Below are 19,707 nucleotides of genomic sequence, written 5' to 3'. Positions count from 1 at the left end.
GACATAAAGGAACGACATCCAAGGATGAGCGTTTCCATTCATCGGCAGACAACTGGTGGCGCATGGCCCATGCGACGCCGGAACGATATTTTGCGCCCGATCAGGCGCCAACGGACAAGGACACCAACGATGCGCATCGAACGCCGCTTTACGAAGCCCGGCCAGTCGCCCTACGCGGAAATCGAATTCCGCAAGGCAATCAGCGAAATCAAGAATCCGGATGGTTCCGTCGTGTTCCGCCTCGCGGATATTGATGTGCCGGCGCAGTTCAGCCAGGTGGCGACCGACGTTCTCGCGCAGAAGTATTTCCGCAAGGCCGGCGTTCCGAAGGTTCTGAAGAAGGTCGAAGAGAACGACGTCCCGTCCTTCCTGTGGCGCTCCGTTGCCGATACGGCTGCCATGAAGGATCTGCCTGAGGCTGAGCGTTATGGCTCGGAAATCGACGCGCGTCAGGTTTTCGATCGCCTCGCCGGCACCTGGGCCTATTGGGGCTGGAAGGGCAAGTATTTCTCGTCCGAAGAAGATGCTCTCGCCTTCCGCGATGAGCTTGCCTACATGCTCGCCACCCAGCGCGTCGCGCCGAACTCGCCACAGTGGTTCAACACTGGCCTGCACTGGGCCTATGGCATCGACGGTCCGGGCCAGGGCCATTTCTATGTCGACCCCTTCACCGGCAAGCTGACCAAGTCCAAGTCCGCTTACGAGCATCCGCAGCCGCATGCCTGCTTCATCCAGTCCGTTGAAGACGATCTCGTCAACGAAGGCGGCATCATGGACCTTTGGGTTCGTGAAGCGCGTCTCTTCAAATACGGCTCCGGCACCGGTTCCAACTTCTCCTATCTGCGCGGCGAAGGCGAAAAGCTTTCCGGCGGCGGCAAGTCCTCCGGCCTGATGAGCTTCCTCAAGATCGGTGACCGCGCAGCCGGCGCCATCAAGTCCGGCGGCACCACCCGTCGTGCGGCCAAGATGGTCGTCGTCGATGCCGATCACCCCGATATCGAAGCCTATATCGACTGGAAGGTGAACGAAGAGCAGAAGGTTGCCGCCCTCGTCACCGGTTCCAAGATCGTCGCCAAGCATCTCAAGGCCATTATGAAGGCCTGCCTCAACTGCGAAGGCGATAACGGCGATTGCTTCGATCCTGCCAAGAACCCAGCCCTGAAGCGCGAAATCCGCGCTGCCAAGAAGGATCAGGTTCCGGAAAACTACATCAAGCGCGTCATCCAGTTCGCTCAGCAGGGCTACAAGGATATCGAGTTCAAGACCTATGATACGGACTGGGATTCGGAAGCCTACCTCACGGTCTCTGGCCAGAACTCCAACAACTCTGTTTCGTTGAAGGACGACTTCCTGCGCGCTGTCGAAAGCGACGGCGACTGGAACCTGACCGCCCGCCGCGACGGCAGAGTGATGAAGACGCTGAAGGCACGCGACCTGTGGGAAAAGATCTCGCATGCCGCCTGGGCCTCTGCCGATCCGGGTCTGCACTTCAACACCACCATGAACGACTGGCACACCTCGCCAGCCGCCGGCTCCATCCGCGCATCCAACCCATGCTCGGAATACATGTTCCTGGACGATACAGCCTGCAACCTTGCTTCGCTGAACCTCCTCCAGTTCAAGGACGCGGCCACCAAGAAGATCAACATTGCCGATTACGAACATGCGGTGCGCCTGTGGACCGTCGTTCTCGAAGTCTCGGTGATGATGGCGCAGTTCCCATCGCGCCAGATTGCGGAACGCTCCTACGAGTACCGGACGCTTGGCCTCGGCTACGCCAATATCGGCGGTCTGCTGATGTCTTCGGGCATTCCTTATGACAGCGATGAAGGTCGTGCGATTGCAGGTGCCTTGACCGCGATCATGACCGGTGTGTCCTACGCGACGTCTGCTGAAATGGCAGGCGAGCTTGGCCCCTTCCCGGGCTTTGCGCCGAACCGCGACAACATGCTGCGCGTCATCCGCAACCACCGCCGTGCCGCCCAGGGTCTTGCCTATGGTTACGAAGGCCTGTCGGTAAACCCGGTTCCGCTCATCCATGCCGATTGCACCGATCAGGACCTGATCAAGCACGCCGTTGCGGCCTGGGACAAGGCGCTGGAACTTGGCGAGCAGAACGGCTACCGCAACGCCCAGACCACCGTTATCGCGCCGACCGGCACGATCGGCCTCGTCATGGATTGCGACACAACCGGTATCGAGCCTGACTTTGCGCTGGTGAAGTTCAAGAAGCTTGCCGGCGGCGGCTACTTCAAGATCATCAACCGTGCGGTTCCGGAATCGCTGCGTTCGCTCGGCTACTCGGAAAGCCAGATTGCCGAGATCGAAGCTTACGCTGTCGGCCACGGCAACCTGAACCAGGCGCCTGGCATCAACCCCGGCTCGCTGAAGGCCAAGGGCTTCACCGATGAGAAGATCGACGCCGTCAATGGCGCGCTGAAAAGCGCCTTCGACATCAAATTCGTCTTCAACCAGTGGACACTCGGCGCGGACTTCCTGAAGGACACGCTGAAGGTTTCCGACGAGCAGCTTTCCGACATCAGCTTCAACCTGCTGGAGCATCTTGGCTTCTCGAAGAAGGACATCGAAGCGGCAAACGTTCACGTCTGCGGTGCGATGACACTGGAAGGCGCGCCGTTCCTGAAGGATGAGCATCTGTCCGTCTTCGATTGCGCCAACCCATGCGGCAAAATCGGCAAGCGTTATCTCTCGGTCGAGTCCCACATCCGCATGATGGCGGCGGCACAGCCCTTCATCTCGGGTGCGATCTCCAAGACGATCAACATGCCGAACGATGCGACGGTGGAAGATTGCGGTGCAGCCTACATGCTGTCCTGGAAGCTGGCACTGAAGGCAAACGCGCTTTACCGCGATGGCTCCAAGCTTTCCCAGCCGCTCAATGCTTCGCTGGTGGAAGATGAGGACGACGAGGACGCCATGGAAGAGCTGCTGGCTCAGCCGCAGGCAGCCCAGGCCGTCACCATCACCGAAAAGATCGTCGAGCGCATCATCGAGCGTGTCGTCCGCAGCCAGGAAAAGCTGCCGACCCGCCGTAAGGGCTACACCCAGAAGGCCAAGATCGGTGGTCACACCATCTTCCTTCGCACCGGCGAATATGACGACGGCCGCCTTGGCGAAATCTTCCTTGATATGAACAAGGAAGGCTCCGCGCTGCGCGCCTTCATCAACAACTTCGCGATTTCCGTGTCGCTCGGCCTGCAATATGGCGTGCCGCTGGAAGAATATGTCGACGCCTTCACCTTCACCAAGTTCGAGCCTGCCGGCATGGTCACGGGCAATGACGCGATCAAGAACGCCACGTCGATCCTCGACTACGTGTTCCGCGAACTCGCCATCTCCTATCTCGGCCGCCACGATCTGGCACATGTCGATACGTCGGACTTCTCCAACACCGCACTTGGCCGCGGCGTGTCCGAAGGCAAGGCAGATGTCGTCTCCAAGGGCCTGACCCGCGGCTACAAGCCAACGCTCGTCTCCAACAATGGAAGCGAACGCGGCTCGGCGGAAATCAAGGGCTCGGCAACGGCAGCCCCTGCCCGCGCCTCGGCCAACGTGACGGCGATTTCCGGCAACGCAGCACGCAAGCTGGAGGCAACAGTCTCAGTCGCCACCTCGGAAGTCGTCGCCTTCAAGCGTGACTATGAGGAACGCGCCCGCGAACTGGCGGAAGAGATTGCAGAAGAAGTGGTCGAAACCGAACAGAACGCCACCGGCCTCTTCTCGGACAAGGCCGCTGCCGACGCAGCCTCTGCCAAGGCCGACGCCAAGAAGGTGGAAAACGAACGCCGCATGCGCTCGATTGCCCAGGGCTATACGGGCAACATGTGCTCCGAGTGCCAGAACTTCACGATGGTCCGGAATGGGACTTGCGAGAAGTGCGACACGTGCGGCGCGACGAGCGGTTGCAGCTGATTTAGCTGGGGATAAAACAACAAAATCCAGTCCGATGTCACCATCGGGCTGGATTATTTAAGAGAACAAAACGAGACTCCGGTTATATCAAAGTGGGCTCTCTCGCTGGAGGCAGCGAAGCAAAAAAATAATCGCAATGTGACTTCAACAAGCCGAACGAATTTCTCTACAAAAACCGACAGTGGTCAGCATGTTTCAAAACGTTCCGTACAGGCTAGTGCCTTTAGCCAGATGCGTGCTCGCGAAGCTGTACGTTGAGCATGTTAACGATAACAACGTAGATGCTTTTTCTGTTGACGAGATAAAAGCGAAATTTTCTGTTTCCGTCTCTCGCAATCTTATAGGGTCTGCGCTCGAGGAGTTTCACGGCCCGAGATATAGTGACTCAGCTCTGATCAACAGAACCGGGACAAAGAAGGTAGAGTGGCGCTATAAAATAAGCTCCGCGGGCATCCAGTTTGTCGAAAAAGCTCTTCGTGATAGTTCTTCGGATATCGCGTATTTTCTCTCCCAAGGAGATAAATCTTTAGACGAGATTGCCGGGATGGACGGCCTCTTTTGGACCCAAGAGGAGCACGTAGAAAGAAGTGGCTGGGCGGAGATTGATATTGAACCTGGCGAAGAGATTGATGAATTAGTAAAAGGCCTAGAGAAGACCGTTAAAGAAATCGACAAAAGCAACGAATTTGAGGGCAAGTATCCAAAGGAGAAACACGGTATACTGGCGTCTTTGGAAACGGGAATCTCAAAGCTCAGGTCTTTGAAAATCTCCAAAAATCAGGCAAATGCCTTAATCGTTCAGCCCTTGAGATGGATCGCGACTACATTCGCCAACACAGTCTTAGGGGAAGCCGCAAAGGCAACTGCTCAGAAACTAGTCAAATTCATTCTCTCTTATTTGGCATTGTGACATGGAAAGCTTGTCGCGCTACCTAGGCGCAAGTTGGGAAAGTGGTATTGCGTTTACCTTTAAATGCAGCCTTCCTCTTCGAAATGGCCGACCGACAAGCCTGCAGCTAGCTAGATCGTGAAAAAAGGCCCGCCTAAACGGACCTTTCTAACTTCATCTAAAACCTACAATCAAATCTCCGGGCAACCGCGCTGGTTGGCGAAGGTGATGGTGTCGGGGCCGCGGCGGGTATCGCCTTCGACGACCACGCGGCGTGGCGTGATGCGGACCACTTCGGGGTCGCGCAGGCCGGATGCTCGTGCGGCGGCGCGGGCTTCGCGTTCGCTGCAACCCGCCATACGTGGCGGGCCACGGCGGTCCATGTCGCGGCGGTCGCGGTCGCGATCGCGGATAACCGGGCGGACGCCATCGGGGCCGATCCGCAGCTCCACATCCTGCGCCTGTGCCACGCCGGACACGGCGACGCTTGAAACTGCCATAGTAACAGCAAGTCCCGCAACTTGAATAATCTTCCGCATGTTGCCTCCTCAGTGCCATTACTTCGGCACACATAAATGTTCACCGCGCTATAACGTCGAGACGCCTCACTGGTTCCTTCATGGTTATTTCACGATGATCTTGGGACGGCACGCAGATCACAATAAAATGCCCCGCCGAAGCGGGGCATAAGAGATTGTGAGTGCGTATTGAGGATCAACACATCAGGCTGCGACATCCGCCGTGAAAGCGGATTTGATCAGCGTCTTGGTGTAGTCGGCAGACGGCGCGTTGAAGATCGCGTCGGTCTCGCCCTCCTCCACAATTTTTCCGTCCTTCATGACGATCACATAATCCGAGATCGCCTTGATCACCGAAAGATCGTGGCTGATGAAGATGTAGGAGAGGCCATGTGTCTTCTGCAATTCGCGCAGCAGATCGATCACCTGGCCCTGCACCGAGCGGTCCAGCGCCGAGGTCGGCTCGTCGAGGATGACCACATCCGGTTTCAGGATGATGGCTCTGGCAATCGCGATACGCTGACGCTGGCCGCCGGAGAACTCGTGCGGATAGCGGTTGCGGGCTGCGGGGTCGAGACCCACTTCCTTCAGCGCCTCGATGGCGCGCTTGTCACGCTCCGCGCGGCTCAATTGCGGCTCGTGGACGAAGAGGCCTTCGGTGATGATCTCCCCCACCGTCTGGCGCGGCGAGAGTGAACCGTAAGGGTCCTGGAACACGAGTTGCAACCGCCGGCGCAGCGGCCGCATGGCTTTGCGATCCAGCCCGGTGATCTCCTTCTTCTCGAAGGTGATCCGTCCCTTGGCATTGGTGAGCCGGAGCAGCGCCCGGCCGAGCGTCGACTTGCCAGAACCGGATTCACCTACGATGCCGATGGTCTGACCCTGACGCAGATTGATATTCACGCCGTCGACCGCTCGAAACACGCTTGCCTTGGAAAGGAAGCCGCCGGGAATGTCGTAATCGACAGTGACATTCTGGCCGGAGAGCACAACGGGCGTGCCGTCTGCCACTGGCGGCTTGTGGCCGCTCGGTTCGGCATCCAGCAGCATCTTGGTGTAGTCCGCCTGCGGGCGTTCGAAGATATCCTCCGTCGTGCCCGCCTCGACCACCTCGCCGCGCCGCATCACCGTGACGCGGTCGGCAAAGTGGCGCACCACGCCGAGATCGTGGGTGATCAGCACCACAGCCATGCCGAAGCGTTGCTGCAACGACTTCAACAGATCGAGGATCTGCGCCTGGATCGTGACATCCAGTGCTGTCGTCGGCTCGTCCGCAATCAGGATGTCCGGCTCATTTGCCAGCGCCATGGCAATCATGACGCGCTGGCGCTGCCCGCCGGAAAGCTCATGCGGATAGCTGTCGATGCGGCGCTCAGGATCGGGAATACCCACGAGCTTCAGAAGTTCGAGAACACGGGCGCGCGCCTCGCTCTTGCTGCCGCCACGGTGATGCAGGATCGGCTCGGCGATCTGCGCGCCGATCCGGTAGAGCGGGTCGAGCGAGGTCATCGGCTCCTGGAAGATCATGGTGATCTTCGCGCCGCGGATGGTGTTGAGTTCATCGACCGGAAGGCCGATCAACTCGCGCCCGCGATATTTCGCCGATCCATTGATGACGCCATTGGAAGCCAGAAGCCCCATGATGCCCATCATCGTCTGGCTCTTGCCGGAACCGGATTCACCGACAACGGCAAGCGTCTCACCCTGGCGAACATCAAGATCGATGCCCTTAACGGCATTGACCATGCCGTCCGGCGTGGTGAAGTCGACCTTGAGATTGCGAACCGTCAATATGGTTTCAGATGTCGTCATGTCAGCGATCCTTTGGATCAAGTGCGTCACGCAACCCGTCGCCCACGAAGTTGAGGGAGAACAGGGTCAGCACGAAGAACAGAGCCGGGAAGATCAACAGCCAGGGTGCCGACTGCATGTTGTTGGCGCCTTCCGAAATCAGCGCCCCCCAACTCGTCAACGGCGCCTGCACGCCAAGGCCGAGGAAGGAAAGGAAGCTTTCCAGAAGAATGACCTTCGGCACCACGACGGTGACGAAGACGACGACCGGGCCGATGGTGTTGGGGATGATGTGACGGCGGATGATCTGCCAGTCGCTCAAGCCCAAAGCCTGTGCCGCACCGACGAATTCCCGTCGTTTGAGCGCAAGCGTCTGGCCTCGGACGATACGTGCCATATCCAGCCACTCCACCGCCCCGATCACCAGAAAGATCAGGATGAAGCTTCGGCCAAAGAACACCACGAGGACGACGACGAGAAAGACGAAGGGCAGCGAGTAGAGGATTTCGACAAAGCGCATCATCACATTGTCGACGCGTCCGCCGATATAGCCGGCCGTTGCGCCATAGACCACGCCGATGCCGAGCGACACGAGGCTCGCCAGAACCCCGACAGCAATCGAGATCTGCCCGCCCAGCATGACACGGGCCAGCATGTCACGCCCGTTGGTATCGGTGCCGAAGAAGAAGTATTCCCGGTTCACCTCGCCTTCCAGCTTCAGTGTCCGTCCCTCGTCCTCGGTCGCGACGACCTTGGTGTTTTCGAACTCGTTGGCACGGTCGAAATAGCGTGTCGTGCGCGGATCGATGGCGCTGCTGGAGGTCACCGTTGCGGTGAAGGTCTGGCCGCTGACGGCAAATTCCTTCAGATCGACACGGGCACGGCTTGCAACGCCTTCCATCACCTCCTGCAGATTGTTCACATCCGGACGTGGCTCCAGGCTCGGTGGCACGGAAACGTAGGATGAGAACACCTGGTCATAGGTGTGGGTGAGGAAATGCGGACCGATGAAGGAGAAGAGCGTGATCAGCACCAGCATGACGGAGCCCGCCATCGCCGCCTTGTTGCGGCGGAAGCGCATCGCTGCCAGCTGGAAGAGGCTTCGGCTCTGCACCTCGGCTTGGGGTGGAAGATTGGTCGAAAGATCAGTCATGTCGAACCCTCGGATCGAGAAGGCCGTAGAGAATATCGACCACGAGATTGAAGAGGATGACGAAGATGGCGACGAGAACCACGGTTCCCATGACCAGCGTGTAATCGCGATTGATGGCGCCGAGAACGAAGTAGCGACCGACACCTGGAATGGTGAAGATCGTTTCGATGACGGCAGAACCGGTCAAAAGCGCTGCAGCGCAAGGTGCCAGATAGGAGACGACCGGCAGCATGGCAGCGCGCATGGCATGGAAGACGACCACGCTTCTTGCCGGAAGACCGTAGGCCTTGGCGGTGCGAATATGGTCCATGCGCAGAGCTTCGATCATCGCACCACGCGTCAGACGCGCGATAACCGCAAGCTGCGGCAGGGCCAGCGCAATCATTGGCAGGATGAGATAACGCAGCGATCCGTCGCCCCAGCTGCCGGCAGGCAGAAGGCCGAGGAACACAGCAAAGACAAGCGTGAGCACCGGTGCGACGACAAAATTCGGCACTGTCACACCCACCGTCGAAATCGACATGATGGAGAAATCGAAGGCGCTGTTTTGCCGAAGCGCCGCGAAGGTACCGGCAATAACGCCACCAATTACCGCCAGAAGCAGCGCATAGCAGCCGAGCTCCAGCGAGTAAGGCAGGCCTTTGCCGATCAGCTGCGCGACGGTGTTATCCTTGTAAATATAGCTCGGACCAAAATCGCCTGTCACTGCATTGCGCAGATAAATCAGATACTGACGCCACAATGGTTCGTCCAGATGATAGGTTCTCATCAGGTTTTCCATCGTTTGTGGCGGCAGGGGCCGTTCAAGGTTGAACGGACCGCCCGGTGCAAAACGCATCAGGAAAAAGGAAATGGTGACGACGATAAACAGCGTCGGCACCGCGCTCGCCAGACGGCGCAGAACAAATGAAATCATGGCTTTTCAGGCTCCGGGGCATGGCACGGCGGGCTTATTCAGCCGCCGTGCCAGCGCTGCTTATTCGGAAACGCTCAGAAAGCGGCTCAAGTGTTCATTGGCAGCGTTGTCGTGCCAACCCTTGACGCGATCCGATACGAGCCAGAGATCGGCCTGGGTCAGGAGCGGTGCCACCGGCTGCTCCTTCATCAGGATCGTTTCAGCCTCATGCAGCAGCTTGGAGCGGGCAGCCGGGTCCTTCTCCTCGTAAGACTTCTTCATCAACGCGTCGTATTCCGCGTTGTTGAACTTCGCATAGTTGAAGGTCTTGTTGGAGGAGATCGAGAGCGCCAGGAAGTTTTCCGCGTCCGCGTAATCGGCGACCCAGCCGGCACGCGCGACATTGTACTTGCCGCCTTCCTGCAGGTAGCCATAGTGCGACGCCACGTCGAGGTTCACCAGCGACACATTGGCGCCGAACGTGTTCTTCCACATATCGGCGATAGCGGTTGCTACACGCTCGTGGTTCGGGTTGGTGTTGTAGCGGATTTCGATGGAGAGCGGCTTGCCGCCCTCACCGTAACCGGCTTCCTTCATTAGCTTGACGGCTTCGTCTTCACGATCGAGTTGGGACAAGGTTGCGAAATCGGCCTTGGCCGGCTCGCCGTAGGAGTCCATGCCGGGCGGCACCATGGAATAGGCAGGAACCTGCGATCCGCTATAGATTTCCTTGGCAAGGAAGTCGCGATCGACAGCCATGGAGAGCGCACGGCGAACGCGAACGTCGCTATAGGGCGCTTCGCGCGTATCGAAAGTGTAGTAGTAGGTTGCAAGTGTAGGCGACACATGGACCTGCTCGCCATAGGCCTTGCGCAGGCGATCGAGCTGATCGGCCGAGAAGTTGTAGGCGAGATCCATTTCCTTCGCCTCGAAGCGACGAACCGAGGCTGCCTGGTCGTCGATCGGGTAGAAGATCACCTTGTCGATCTTGGTATTGGCAGCGTCCCAGAAGTTCGGGTTCTTCACCACAGTCAGGCTGTCATTGGGAACATGCGACTGCAGCGTATAGGCGCCGTTCGAGACCATGACGCCCGGCTTGACGAAGTCCTTGCCGTTCTTGTCGAAGCTTGCCTTGGAGACGGGCAGTGCCGTCTGGTGCGCGAGAAGCTCTAGGAAGAAGGGTGTCGGGCGCTCAAGCGTGATTTCGAGCGTCTTGTCGTCCACCGCCTTCACGCCGAGCTGATCGAGCGGCAACTCGCCCTTATTGATCTTTTCGGCATTTTTAATGGGATAAAGAATATTGGCGTATTTGGCAGCCGTCTTCGGATCCTGAACGCGCTGATAGGAGAACACGAAGTCCTCTGCGGTCACCGGAGAGCCATCCGACCACTTCGCATTGTCGCGCAGCTTGAATGTATAGACGGTGCCGTCATCCGACAACTTCCAGCTTTCGGCTGTGCCGGGCACGATCTTGCCGGCGGAGTCATAAATCGTCAGACCTTCATAGAGGTCCTTCAGGATGAAGGCTTCGATATTGATCGAGGTCTGTGCCTGATCGAGAGTTTGGGGTTCCCCCGGATTACCGCGATGCAGAACGGTTTCAGCAAGAGCGGAACTGGCGCCAATCAGAAGTGAGCCAAGAAGAAGTGCGGCCCGCGTTGTCGTTTTAAACGAAATCATTTTTTTAATGCTCCCAGACAGTTTGAGAGGCCTAAAACAAGGGCATATTGGCTTGACGCGCAACCCCCAATATTTTCAGCCACTTCAAACCTGCCCCTTGAACAGGCACAACCGTGACTGCGCAACAATGCGGCAGATGCAAAATATGCTGAAAAAATATCAGGATACGTCGCGCCACAATCCGTCTAGCTGACTGACAAATTTACGCTGAATTTCGTGTCTAGCTGTGGAAAAAGATGACCACAAAGCTGAAGGTGGCCGATCCCCCATGAGAATCCCGCCCTGAAAGGCTGATGCAGATAGAGCGTGAAGGACGCTTGAGCGGCTTTCGTTTTTGGCTAAACTGAAACAAAACGAAAAGGTTTTAGGGGGCCATCCGATGTTTTTCAGCGCGCGTCAAACTGAGATCATAGAGCTTGCAAAATCTGAAGGACGCGTGCTCGTCGAAGACCTCGCTGCACGCTTTTCCGTCACCCCGCAAACGATCCGCAAGGATTTGAACGAGCTTTGCGAAAACCGGACGCTGAACCGCATTCATGGTGGCGCGATTTTCCCGAACGGCACCGAAAATATGCGCTACGAGGCGCGACGTTCGATTGCAGCGAGCGAGAAGCAGGCCATAGGCAAGGCGGCAGCGAACATTATTCCCAACAAGTCCTCCCTCTTCATCAATATCGGCACCACGACGGAGGCGGTCGGCGACGCGCTTCTCGATCACCACGAACTGATGGTCATTACCAACAATATCAACGTCGCAAACCGGCTGCGGATCTTCCCCTCCATTGAAGTCATCATAGCCGGTGGCGTGGTGCGCGGCACCGATGGTGGCATTGTCGGCGAGGCGGCAGTCGATTTTATTCGTCAGTTCAAGGTGGATTATGCGGTGATCGGCGTCTCGGCCATCGATCCGGACGGCGCCTTGCTCGATTACGATTTTCGCGAGGTGAAAGTGGCCCAGGCAATCATCGCCAATGCGCGTCACGTGATTCTCGCCAGTGACTCCAGCAAATTCGAGCGCACAGCACCGGTGAGGATCGGTCATCTCTCGCAGGTTCAGACCTTTATCACTGACCGTTGCCCATCGGAGTCGATACGAGACATCTGCAGAGAAGCAGGCGTCCAACTGATCGAAACAGCCCCAGTGAATACAGATACTATAGACGATAGTTTCGTTTGACATTCGCTTTGAGTTCCTTTTATTTTCCCTTCAACAAAAAAATCGTTCGGCTTGCACGCGCAACAACAGGGAGTAGGGACAGGTGGCTCAAGAGGCGGTTCGCGACATCTTCGTCGTCGGCGGCGGCATCAATGGCTGCGGCATTGCGCGCGATGCGGTCGGTCGAGGCTATTCCGTTACGCTGGCGGAGATGAAGGACTTTGCCTCCGGCACATCCTCTGGTGCCACCAAGCTCATCCATGGCGGATTGCGCTATCTGGAGCATTACGAATTCCGTCTCGTGCGCGAAGCCTTGATGGAACGCGAAGTTCTGTGGGCCATGGCGCCCCACATCATCTGGCCAATGCGCTTTGTTCTGCCCTTCCACAAGGGTGGCATTCGTCCCGCCTGGCTGATCCGGCTTGGGCTTTTCCTCTACGACCACCTTGGCGGCCGCAAATTGCTGCCTGCCACCAAGTCGCTCGACATGCGGCGTGACCCGGCCGGCAAACCGTTGAAGCCGCTCTTCACTAAGGCCTTCGAATATTCCGATGGATGGGTGGATGATGCCCGCCTGGTGGTGCTGAACGCGCGTGACGCGGCAGACCGCGGCGCCGACATCATGAACCGCTCGAAAGTCATCTCCGTTCGCCGGGACAATGGTCTTTGGACCATCGATGTGCAGGACATCGAGAGCGGCCACGTGAAAACCGTGCAGGCGCGGATGCTGGTCAATGCGGCCGGTCCCTGGGTGGATCAGGTATTGTCCAACGCGGCGGGCAAGAACCAGGTCCATAATGTGCGCCTCGTTCAAGGCAGCCACATCGTCGTGAAGAAGAAGTTCAACGATCCGCGCGCCTATTTCTTCCAGAACCCCGATAACCGCATCATCTTTGCCATCCCTTACGAAACCGATTTCACCCTGATCGGCACGACCGACCGGGACTATGACGGCGACCCGTCGCAGGTGCGGATCAGCGAAGAGGAAACGGATTATCTCTGCAAGGCGGCCAGCGAGTATTTCGCCGAGCCCGTGACGAAGGACGATATCGTCTGGACCTATTCCGCCGTTCGCCCGCTCTATGATGACGGGGCATCCAAGGCCCAGGAAGCAACACGCGATTACGTGTTGAAGCTTGAACAGAACACCGGCGAGCCACCACTGCTCAACGTTTTTGGTGGCAAGCTCACAACCTATCGTCGTCTTGCCGAACACGCGCTGGAAAAGATCAACGAAGCGATCGGCACCAAGGGTTCGCCCTGGACCGCGAAGAGTTCGTTGCCCGGCGGCGATTTTGCACCGACCGGCTACGAGGCTGAAGTGGCGAAACTGAAGGCCCGCTACGGCTTTCTTTCGGATCGCCATGCCCGTCGGCTGGTCCGCCTTTACGGAACGAAAGCTGCCGTCTTCCTGGGAGATGCGACCGGTGTGGAGGCACTGGGCAGGCATTTCGGCGGGGATCTTTACGAGCGCGAAGTCACCTGGCTGATGGGACAGGAATGGGCCAGAACCAGCGAGGACGTGCTCTGGCGCAGAACGAAGCAAGGCCTGCATTTTTCCCGGGAGGAAGTTGCAGCGCTCAACGATTACATGACGACAAAGGCTGCCTGAGACGACTGATTTGGACGCGCCGTGACGGCGCTGCATAAGACGTATTGATTGCAGACATCTTGCTGGTGGAGGAGGCCGCGGGACAGAATGCTTGAATTGCGCAACATCGCGAAGATGGTGGGCGGGGATTATCACATCTACCCCACCAATCTGACACTCAAGCGGGGCACGCTGAATGTCTTGCTTGGGCCGACCTTGTCCGGCAAGACGTCGCTGATGCGACTGATGGCAGGCCTCGACAAACCGACCGAGGGCTCGCTGGTCTTTGATGGCACCGACGTCACCGGCAAACGCGTGCAGGATCGCAGCGTTGCCATGGTCTACCAGCAATTCATCAATTATCCCTCGCTTTCCGTTTACGAAAACATCGCCTCCCCGATGCGGATTGCAAAAAAGGATAATGCGACGATCGACCGCGAGGTTCGAAAAGCGGCCGACCTGTTGAAATTGACGCCCTATCTGGAGCGGACGCCGCTCAATCTCTCCGGCGGCCAGCAGCAGCGCACCGCACTTGCGCGCGCCATCGTCAAGAATGCCAGCCTCGTTCTCCTGGATGAGCCGCTTGCCAACCTCGATTACAAGCTGCGTGAAGAACTGCGCGAGGAACTGCCAAAGATATTCGCCTCGTCCGGCGCGATTTTCGTCTATGCGACGACGGAGCCCTCGGAGGCACTTCTTCTGGGCGGCAACACTGCGACGATGAACCAGGGTCAGATCACCCAATACGGTCCGACCATCGACATGTATCGCAATCCGGTCGATCTTGTCTCTGCCAGAACCTTTGCCGATCCGCCATTGAACATCGTCGAACTGGCCAAATCAGGCGGTTCGTTCCTACAAAACGGCCAACCGGCTTTCGCTGTTCCGGCTCACCTTGCTGGCATTCCCGACGGCCCGATAACAGCGGCGTTTCATCCGCATCACCTTTACCCTGGCCCAACCAATGCTGCTGCGGCCAAGCTTCAGGCAAAAACGCTGGTCTCGGAAATCGCCGGCTCTGAAAGTTTCATCCATCTCGACTTTGCCGGCCATCGCTGGGTCATGCTGACCCGTGGCATTCTCGACATCGAGCCGGACCGCCAGATCGACATCTATCTCGACACCCGCCATATCATGGCCTTCGACGTGAATGGCCGCTCCCTTGCAACCCCAAAGCTCGCTGCCGCGTGAGGAGATAGAGACATGGCACGTATCAGTCTCGACCATATCCGCCACGCATATAACGCCAAAGCAAAAGCGGCCAACGATTACGCTTTGAAGGAGGTGCACCACGAGTGGAGCGATGGCGGCGCCTATGCGCTGCTCGGCCCTTCCGGCTGTGGCAAGACCACCCTGCTCAATATCATTTCCGGCCTCATCCATCCGTCCGACGGCCGCATTCTGTTCAATGGCAAAGATGTGACGAATTTGCCGACCGAACAGCGCAACATTGCCCAGGTTTTCCAGTTTCCGGTTATCTACGACACGATGACGGTTTACGACAATCTTGCCTTTCCGTTGCGAAACCGCGGTGTTTCCGAGCCCGACGTCGATCGCCGCGTCAACGAAATCCTAGAGATGATCGATCTCGGCGCCATGGCTAAGCGCCGCGCTCGCCGCCTGACCGCCGACCAGAAACAGAAAATCTCGCTCGGTCGCGGTCTTGTGCGCAACGACGTCAACGCCATTCTCTTCGATGAACCGCTGACCGTCATTGATCCCCATATGAAATGGGTGCTTCGCTCGCAGTTGAAGCGCCTGCACCGCCAGTTCGGTTTCACCATGGTCTATGTCACGCACGATCAGACCGAAGCATTGACCTTCGCCGACAAGGTCGTGGTCATGTATGATGGCCAAATCGTCCAGATCGGCACGCCCGCGGAATTGTTTGAGCGCCCCAGCCACACCTTCGTCGGTTACTTCATCGGCTCGCCCGGCATGAATGTGCTGCCTGTTTCTCTGAACGGCGCGCAGGCTAAAATCGGTGACCAGACGATTGCACTGTCTTCCGCTCCAGACGTCAATGCGGGTGCCAAGACGGAACTTGGCATCAGGCCTGAATTCATCTCGCTTGGCCGCGACGGCATGCCGGTCTCGATCACCAAGGTCGAGGACCTCGGTCGTCAGAAGGTGGTGCGCTCCAGCTTTGCCGGTCAGCCACTGACGATCGTAGTGCCAGAGGACGGTGAAATCCCCGCAGACCCGCGCGTGACCTTCGATCCGAGGGCCATCGGCATCTACGCCGATAGCTGGCGCGTGGGAACAGGAGCCTGAGCCATGGACAAGACAGTCAACAACAAGGCTTGGTTCCTCGTCATTCCGGTTCTGGTGCTCGTCGCTTTTTCGGCGGTCATCCCGCTGATGACGGTCGTGAATTATTCTGTGCAGGATACGTTCGGCAACAATGAGTTCTTCTGGGCAGGCACCGACTGGTTCGTGCAAATGCTGCACTCGCCACGCTTTTGGGATGCGCTGATCCGCAACCTGATCTTCTCGCTCGTCATTCTGGCGATCGAAATTCCGCTTGGCATTCTGATCGCACTGAACATGCCGAAGAAGGGGCTAGGTGTTCCGGTCTGCCTCGTTCTGATGGCGCTACCGCTTCTCATCCCTTGGAATGTCGTCGGTACCATCTGGCAGGTTTTCGGTCGCGTCGATATCGGCTTTCTTGGCCACTACCTTTCGAAGCTCGGCATCGATTACAACTATACGCAGGACCCGGTGGACGCCTGGGCAACCGTCATCATCATGGATGTCTGGCACTGGACAAGCCTCGTCGTGCTGCTCTGCTATGCCGGCCTCGTCTCCATACCGGATGCCTATTATCAAGCGGCTCGCATCGATGGCGCCTCGCGGTGGTCCGTCTTCCGCTTCATTCAACTGCCTAAGATGAAACGCGTACTGCTGATTGCCGTGCTGCTGCGCTTCATGGACAGTTTCATGATCTATACCGAGCCCTTCGTCGTCACCGGCGGCGGCCCCGGCAATTCCACGACCTTCCTCTCCATCGATCTGGTGAAGATGGCCATCGGTCAGTTCGACCTTGGTCCGGCAGCGGCCATGTCGATCATCTACTTCCTGATCATCCTGGCGCTGTCCTGGATTTTCTACACCGTCATGACCAACAGCGACGCGGATGCGTGAGAAAGGAGATCGATATGAGCAATTCCACCATGAGCCGCTTCTCCTTTTTGATCCCGACGATCTACGTCATCTTCCTGCTGCTGCCGATCTACTGGCTGGTGAATATGAGCTTCAAGGAGAACGCCGAAATCCTCGGCGCCTTCTCGCTGTGGCCACAAAACCCGACGCTGCGCAACTACACGATCATCTTCACCGATCCGGCCTGGTATAATGGCTACATCAACTCGATCATCTATGTCGCGTTGAACACCGTCATCTCGGTCGCGGCGGCGCTTCCAGCGGCCTATGCCTTCTCTCGCTATCGCTTCCTTGGCGATAAGCATCTGTTCTTCTGGCTGCTCACAAACCGAATGGCTCCGCCCGCCGTCTTCGCCCTGCCGTTCTTCCAACTCTATTCCGCATTCGGCCTGATCGATACGCATATAGCAGTGGCGATTGCCCACTGCCTGTTCAACGTGCCGCTGGCGGTGTGGATTCTCGAAGGCTTCATGTCCGGCGTTCCAAAGGAAATCGACGAGACCGCCTATATTGATGGATACTCCTTCCCGCGCTTTTTCGTGAAGATCTTCATGCCCCTTATCGCAAGCGGCATCGGCGTGGCGGCCTTCTTCTGCTTCATGTTCTCATGGGTCGAGCTACTGCTCGCCAGAACACTCACGACGACAGCAGCAAAGCCGATTGCCGCGACCATGACGCGCACGGTTTCCGCATCGGGGATGGACTGGGGCGTTCTGGCTGCAGCTGGCGTACTGACCATCATTCCAGGCGCGCTCGTCATCTACTTCGTCCGCAACTACATCGCCAAGGGCTTCGCCCTCGGTCGCGTCTGAGAAGGAGAACAGAAATGAACTTTTCCTGGATGGCGTGGACGCTACCGACGGCACTGTTTTTCATGACGATCCTGACCCTGATGATCGGCATGGCGGTGTGGGAGTATTTTTCGCCCGGCGGCAATCCGCGCGTCGGCATTCTACGCTTCGAGACGACACGGGGGGATAGGCTCTTCGTCTCGCTGCTCGGCTCCGCCTTCATCAACCTCGCCTGGCTCGGCTTCGTCGGTACAGGCCTTTGGTGGGCGCTCGCTCTTTCGGTTGTCTATGCGATCGGCGTGTTCCGCTTCGTATAGCTGCCGACAACATACCGGGACGGAGGACGGCCCGGCAGTTCTACACATGACGCAATCGCAAAACCTTGGGAGGACCTCTTATGCGAATGCATCTTCTTACCACCACGGCAGCAGCGCTGCTGGCAATCACCGGCGTGGCTCACGCCGGCATGAACGAGGCAAAAGCCTTCCTGGACAAGGAAGTCGGCGACCTCTCGTCCCTTTCCCGTGCGGACCAGGAAAAGGAAATGCAATGGTTCATCGACGCTGCAAAGCCCTTTGCAGGCATGGACATCAAGGTCGTCTCCGAGACGCTGACGACGCACGAGTATGAATCCAAGGTCCTGGCCAAGGCGTTCTCGGAAATCACCGGCATCAAGATCACCCACGACCTCATCGGCGAAGGTGACGTCGTTGAAAAGCTGCAGACGCAGATGCAGTCGGGCGAAAACATCTATGATGCCTTCGTCAACGACAGCGACCTCATCGGCACGCACTGGCGCTACCAGCAGGTTCGTAACCTGACAGACTGGATGGCGGGCGAAGGCAAAGACGTCACCAATCCAGGTCTCGACCTCCCCGACTTCATCGGCACCAAATTCACCACTGCTCCCGACGGCAAGCTTTACCAGTTGCCTGATCAGCAGTTCGCGAACCTCTACTGGTTTCGCTACGACTGGTTCAACGATGCCAAGAACAAGGCCGACTTCAAGGCGAAGTACGGCTATGACCTCGGCGTTCCGGTCAACTGGTCTGCCTACGAGGATATCGCCGCGTTCTTCACCGGTCGCGAAATCGACGGTAAGAAGGTCTACGGCCATATGGACTATGGCAAAAAGGACCCGTCGCTCGGCTGGCGCTTCACCGATGCCTGGCTCTCCATGGCTGGCAACGGCGACAAGGGACTGCCAAACGGTCTGCCGGTCGACGAATGGGGTATCAAGGTCAACGAAAAGTCCCAGCCGGTCGGCTCTTGCGTAGCGCGCGGAGGTGACACCAATGGTCCTGCGTCTGTTTACGCCATCCAGAAATACCTCGACTGGCTGAAGGCATACGCTCCTCCCGCAGCGCAGGGCATGAACTTCTCCGAATCCGGTCCCGTGCCTGCGCAGGGCGAAGTGGCACAGCAGATCTTCTGGTACACCGCCTTTACCGCGGATGCCGTCAAGAAGGGTCTGCCGGTCGTCAACGAGGATGGCACGCCAAAGTGGCGTATGGCCCCCTCCCCGCATGGTGTGTACTGGAAAGACGGCATGAAGCTCGGCTATCAGGACGTGGGTTCCTGGACGCTGATGAAGTCCACTCCGACCGACCGCGCAAAGGCCGCCTGGCTCTATGCGCAGTTCGTCACCTCCAAGACGGTGGACGTGAAGAAGGCACATGTAGGTCTTACCCTCATCCGTGAATCCACCATCAACCACGAGAGCTTCACCAAACGCGCCAAGGATCTCGGCGGTCTGATCGAATTCTACCGTTCGCCTGCTCGCGTTCAGTGGTCTCCGACCGGCACCAACGTTCCTGACTACCCGAAGCTGGCTCAGCTGTGGTGGCAGGCCGTCGGTGATGCTTCTTCCGGTGCGAAGACCGCACAGGAAGCCATGGACTCGCTTTGCGCCGAACAGGAAAAGGTCATGCAGCGCCTGGAACGTGCAGGCGTTCAGGGCGACAAGGGCCCGAAGCTGGCGGAAGAGCACGATCTCGAATACTGGCACAAGGATGCCGTCGCCAAGGGCAACTTGGCACCGCAGCTGAAGGTCGAGAACGAGAAGGAAAAGCCGGTAACCGTCAACTACGACGAACTGGTGAAGAGCTGGCAGAAGTAAGCCTGCTTGTCCGATAAAAAGAAAGCCGG

General features: G+C 57.9%; 15 protein-coding genes. 10 read left to right on the top strand and 5 right to left on the bottom strand.

Features of this window, described 5'->3' with window-relative positions; translation table 11 throughout:
- Positions 1–129: 129 nt before the first annotated feature.
- On the top strand, positions 130–3,933 hold the full coding sequence (locus tag AC07U5_RS19750; protein WP_494724011.1) for a vitamin B12-dependent ribonucleotide reductase: 3,804 nt from the start codon (positions 130–132) through the stop codon (positions 3,931–3,933).
- Between the two features lie 190 nt (positions 3,934–4,123).
- Positions 4,124–4,843, top strand: coding sequence for a hypothetical protein (locus AC07U5_RS19745; protein WP_494724010.1), 720 nt, complete (start codon positions 4,124–4,126; stop codon positions 4,841–4,843).
- Positions 4,844–5,013: 170 nt separating this feature from the next.
- Here AC07U5_RS19745 and AC07U5_RS19740 read toward each other — a convergent pair whose 3' ends face one another.
- The 5 genes from AC07U5_RS19740 to AC07U5_RS19720 form a co-directional block, all read right to left on the bottom strand.
- On the bottom strand, positions 5,014–5,361 hold the full coding sequence (locus AC07U5_RS19740; protein WP_062441615.1) for a hypothetical protein: 348 nt from the start codon (positions 5,359–5,361) through the stop codon (positions 5,014–5,016).
- A gap of 183 nt (positions 5,362–5,544) precedes the next feature.
- Entirely contained in the window at positions 5,545–7,152 is a 1,608-nt protein-coding gene (locus AC07U5_RS19735; RefSeq protein WP_113180238.1) for an ABC transporter ATP-binding protein, read from the bottom strand.
- 1 nt (position 7,153) lies between these two features.
- Entirely contained in the window at positions 7,154–8,284 is a 1,131-nt protein-coding gene (locus tag AC07U5_RS19730; protein WP_113260923.1) for an ABC transporter permease subunit, read from the bottom strand.
- Positions 8,277–9,200 (bottom strand): oligopeptide ABC transporter permease OppB, encoded by a 924-nt coding sequence (gene oppB / locus AC07U5_RS19725; RefSeq protein WP_062424177.1) that lies wholly within the window; start codon positions 9,198–9,200, stop codon positions 8,277–8,279. Before oppB ends, AC07U5_RS19730 begins: the two co-directional genes overlap by 8 nt.
- 60 nt (positions 9,201–9,260) lie before the next feature.
- The gene (locus tag AC07U5_RS19720; RefSeq protein ID WP_111847107.1) at positions 9,261–10,859 is read right to left on the bottom strand and encodes a peptide ABC transporter substrate-binding protein; all 1,599 of its coding nucleotides are present in this window, start codon (positions 10,857–10,859) and stop codon (positions 9,261–9,263) included.
- Positions 10,860–11,238: 379 nt separating this feature from the next.
- Here AC07U5_RS19720 and AC07U5_RS19715 point away from each other — a divergent pair, with 379 nt between their 5' ends.
- The 8 genes from AC07U5_RS19715 (at position 11,239) to AC07U5_RS19680 (ending at position 19,678) form a co-directional block, all read left to right on the top strand.
- Entirely contained in the window at positions 11,239–12,036 is a 798-nt protein-coding gene (locus tag AC07U5_RS19715) for a DeoR/GlpR family DNA-binding transcription regulator (protein WP_494724009.1), read from the top strand.
- 82 nt (positions 12,037–12,118) lie between these two features.
- The gene (glpD, locus tag AC07U5_RS19710) at positions 12,119–13,627 is read left to right on the top strand and encodes a glycerol-3-phosphate dehydrogenase (RefSeq protein ID WP_494724008.1); all 1,509 of its coding nucleotides are present in this window, start codon (positions 12,119–12,121) and stop codon (positions 13,625–13,627) included.
- A gap of 87 nt (positions 13,628–13,714) precedes the next feature.
- A complete protein-coding gene (locus AC07U5_RS19705; protein WP_494724007.1) occupies positions 13,715–14,797 on the top strand; it encodes an ABC transporter ATP-binding protein in 1,083 nt (360 codons plus the stop codon).
- A gap of 12 nt (positions 14,798–14,809) precedes the next feature.
- Positions 14,810–15,880, top strand: a complete 1,071-nt coding sequence (locus AC07U5_RS19700) for an ABC transporter ATP-binding protein (protein WP_494724006.1) — start codon at positions 14,810–14,812, stop codon at positions 15,878–15,880.
- Between the two features lie 3 nt (positions 15,881–15,883).
- Positions 15,884–16,750 carry a carbohydrate ABC transporter permease gene (locus tag AC07U5_RS19695; RefSeq protein ID WP_062424173.1) on the top strand — a complete coding sequence of 289 codons (867 nt, stop codon included), beginning with the start codon at positions 15,884–15,886 and terminating at the stop codon, positions 16,748–16,750.
- Positions 16,751–16,764: 14 nt separating this feature from the next.
- Complete coding sequence (locus AC07U5_RS19690) at positions 16,765–17,580, top strand: carbohydrate ABC transporter permease (RefSeq protein ID WP_113180233.1); 816 nt, start codon at positions 16,765–16,767, stop codon at positions 17,578–17,580.
- Between the two features lie 14 nt (positions 17,581–17,594).
- On the top strand, positions 17,595–17,876 hold the full coding sequence (locus AC07U5_RS19685) for a DUF2160 domain-containing protein (protein ID WP_494724005.1): 282 nt from the start codon (positions 17,595–17,597) through the stop codon (positions 17,874–17,876).
- 80 nt (positions 17,877–17,956) lie between these two features.
- The gene (locus AC07U5_RS19680; RefSeq protein WP_062424170.1) at positions 17,957–19,678 is read left to right on the top strand and encodes an ABC transporter substrate-binding protein; all 1,722 of its coding nucleotides are present in this window, start codon (positions 17,957–17,959) and stop codon (positions 19,676–19,678) included.
- Positions 19,679–19,707 lie beyond the last annotated feature (29 nt).

The sequence above is a fragment of the Agrobacterium sp. GW821-FHT02D03 genome (genome assembly GCF_059421725.1).
This window is presented reverse-complemented; position numbering and strand designations above follow the sequence as displayed.

Bases quoted from the DNA above. Each gene is read 5' to 3' on its own strand.
- AC07U5_RS19685 (WP_494724005.1), top strand. From the start codon at position 17,595: ATGAACTTTTCCTGGATGGCGTGGACGCTACCGACGGCACTGTTTTTC.
- AC07U5_RS19745 (WP_494724010.1), top strand. From the start codon at position 4,124: ATGTTTCAAAACGTTCCGTACAGGCTAGTGCCTTTAGCCAGATGCGTG.
- AC07U5_RS19735 (WP_113180238.1), bottom strand. From the start codon at position 7,152: ATGACGACATCTGAAACCATATTGACGGTTCGCAATCTCAAGGTCGAC.
- oppB (WP_062424177.1), bottom strand. From the start codon at position 9,200: ATGATTTCATTTGTTCTGCGCCGTCTGGCGAGCGCGGTGCCGACGCTG.
- AC07U5_RS19750 (WP_494724011.1), top strand. From the start codon at position 130: ATGCGCATCGAACGCCGCTTTACGAAGCCCGGCCAGTCGCCCTACGCG.
- AC07U5_RS19680 (WP_062424170.1), top strand. From the start codon at position 17,957: ATGCGAATGCATCTTCTTACCACCACGGCAGCAGCGCTGCTGGCAATC.
- AC07U5_RS19730 (WP_113260923.1), bottom strand. From the start codon at position 8,284: ATGACTGATCTTTCGACCAATCTTCCACCCCAAGCCGAGGTGCAGAGC.
- AC07U5_RS19690 (WP_113180233.1), top strand. From the start codon at position 16,765: ATGAGCAATTCCACCATGAGCCGCTTCTCCTTTTTGATCCCGACGATC.
- AC07U5_RS19705 (WP_494724007.1), top strand. From the start codon at position 13,715: ATGCTTGAATTGCGCAACATCGCGAAGATGGTGGGCGGGGATTATCAC.
- AC07U5_RS19740 (WP_062441615.1), bottom strand. From the start codon at position 5,361: ATGCGGAAGATTATTCAAGTTGCGGGACTTGCTGTTACTATGGCAGTT.
- AC07U5_RS19700 (WP_494724006.1), top strand. From the start codon at position 14,810: ATGGCACGTATCAGTCTCGACCATATCCGCCACGCATATAACGCCAAA.
- AC07U5_RS19695 (WP_062424173.1), top strand. From the start codon at position 15,884: ATGGACAAGACAGTCAACAACAAGGCTTGGTTCCTCGTCATTCCGGTT.
- AC07U5_RS19720 (WP_111847107.1), bottom strand. From the start codon at position 10,859: ATGATTTCGTTTAAAACGACAACGCGGGCCGCACTTCTTCTTGGCTCA.
- AC07U5_RS19715 (WP_494724009.1), top strand. From the start codon at position 11,239: ATGTTTTTCAGCGCGCGTCAAACTGAGATCATAGAGCTTGCAAAATCT.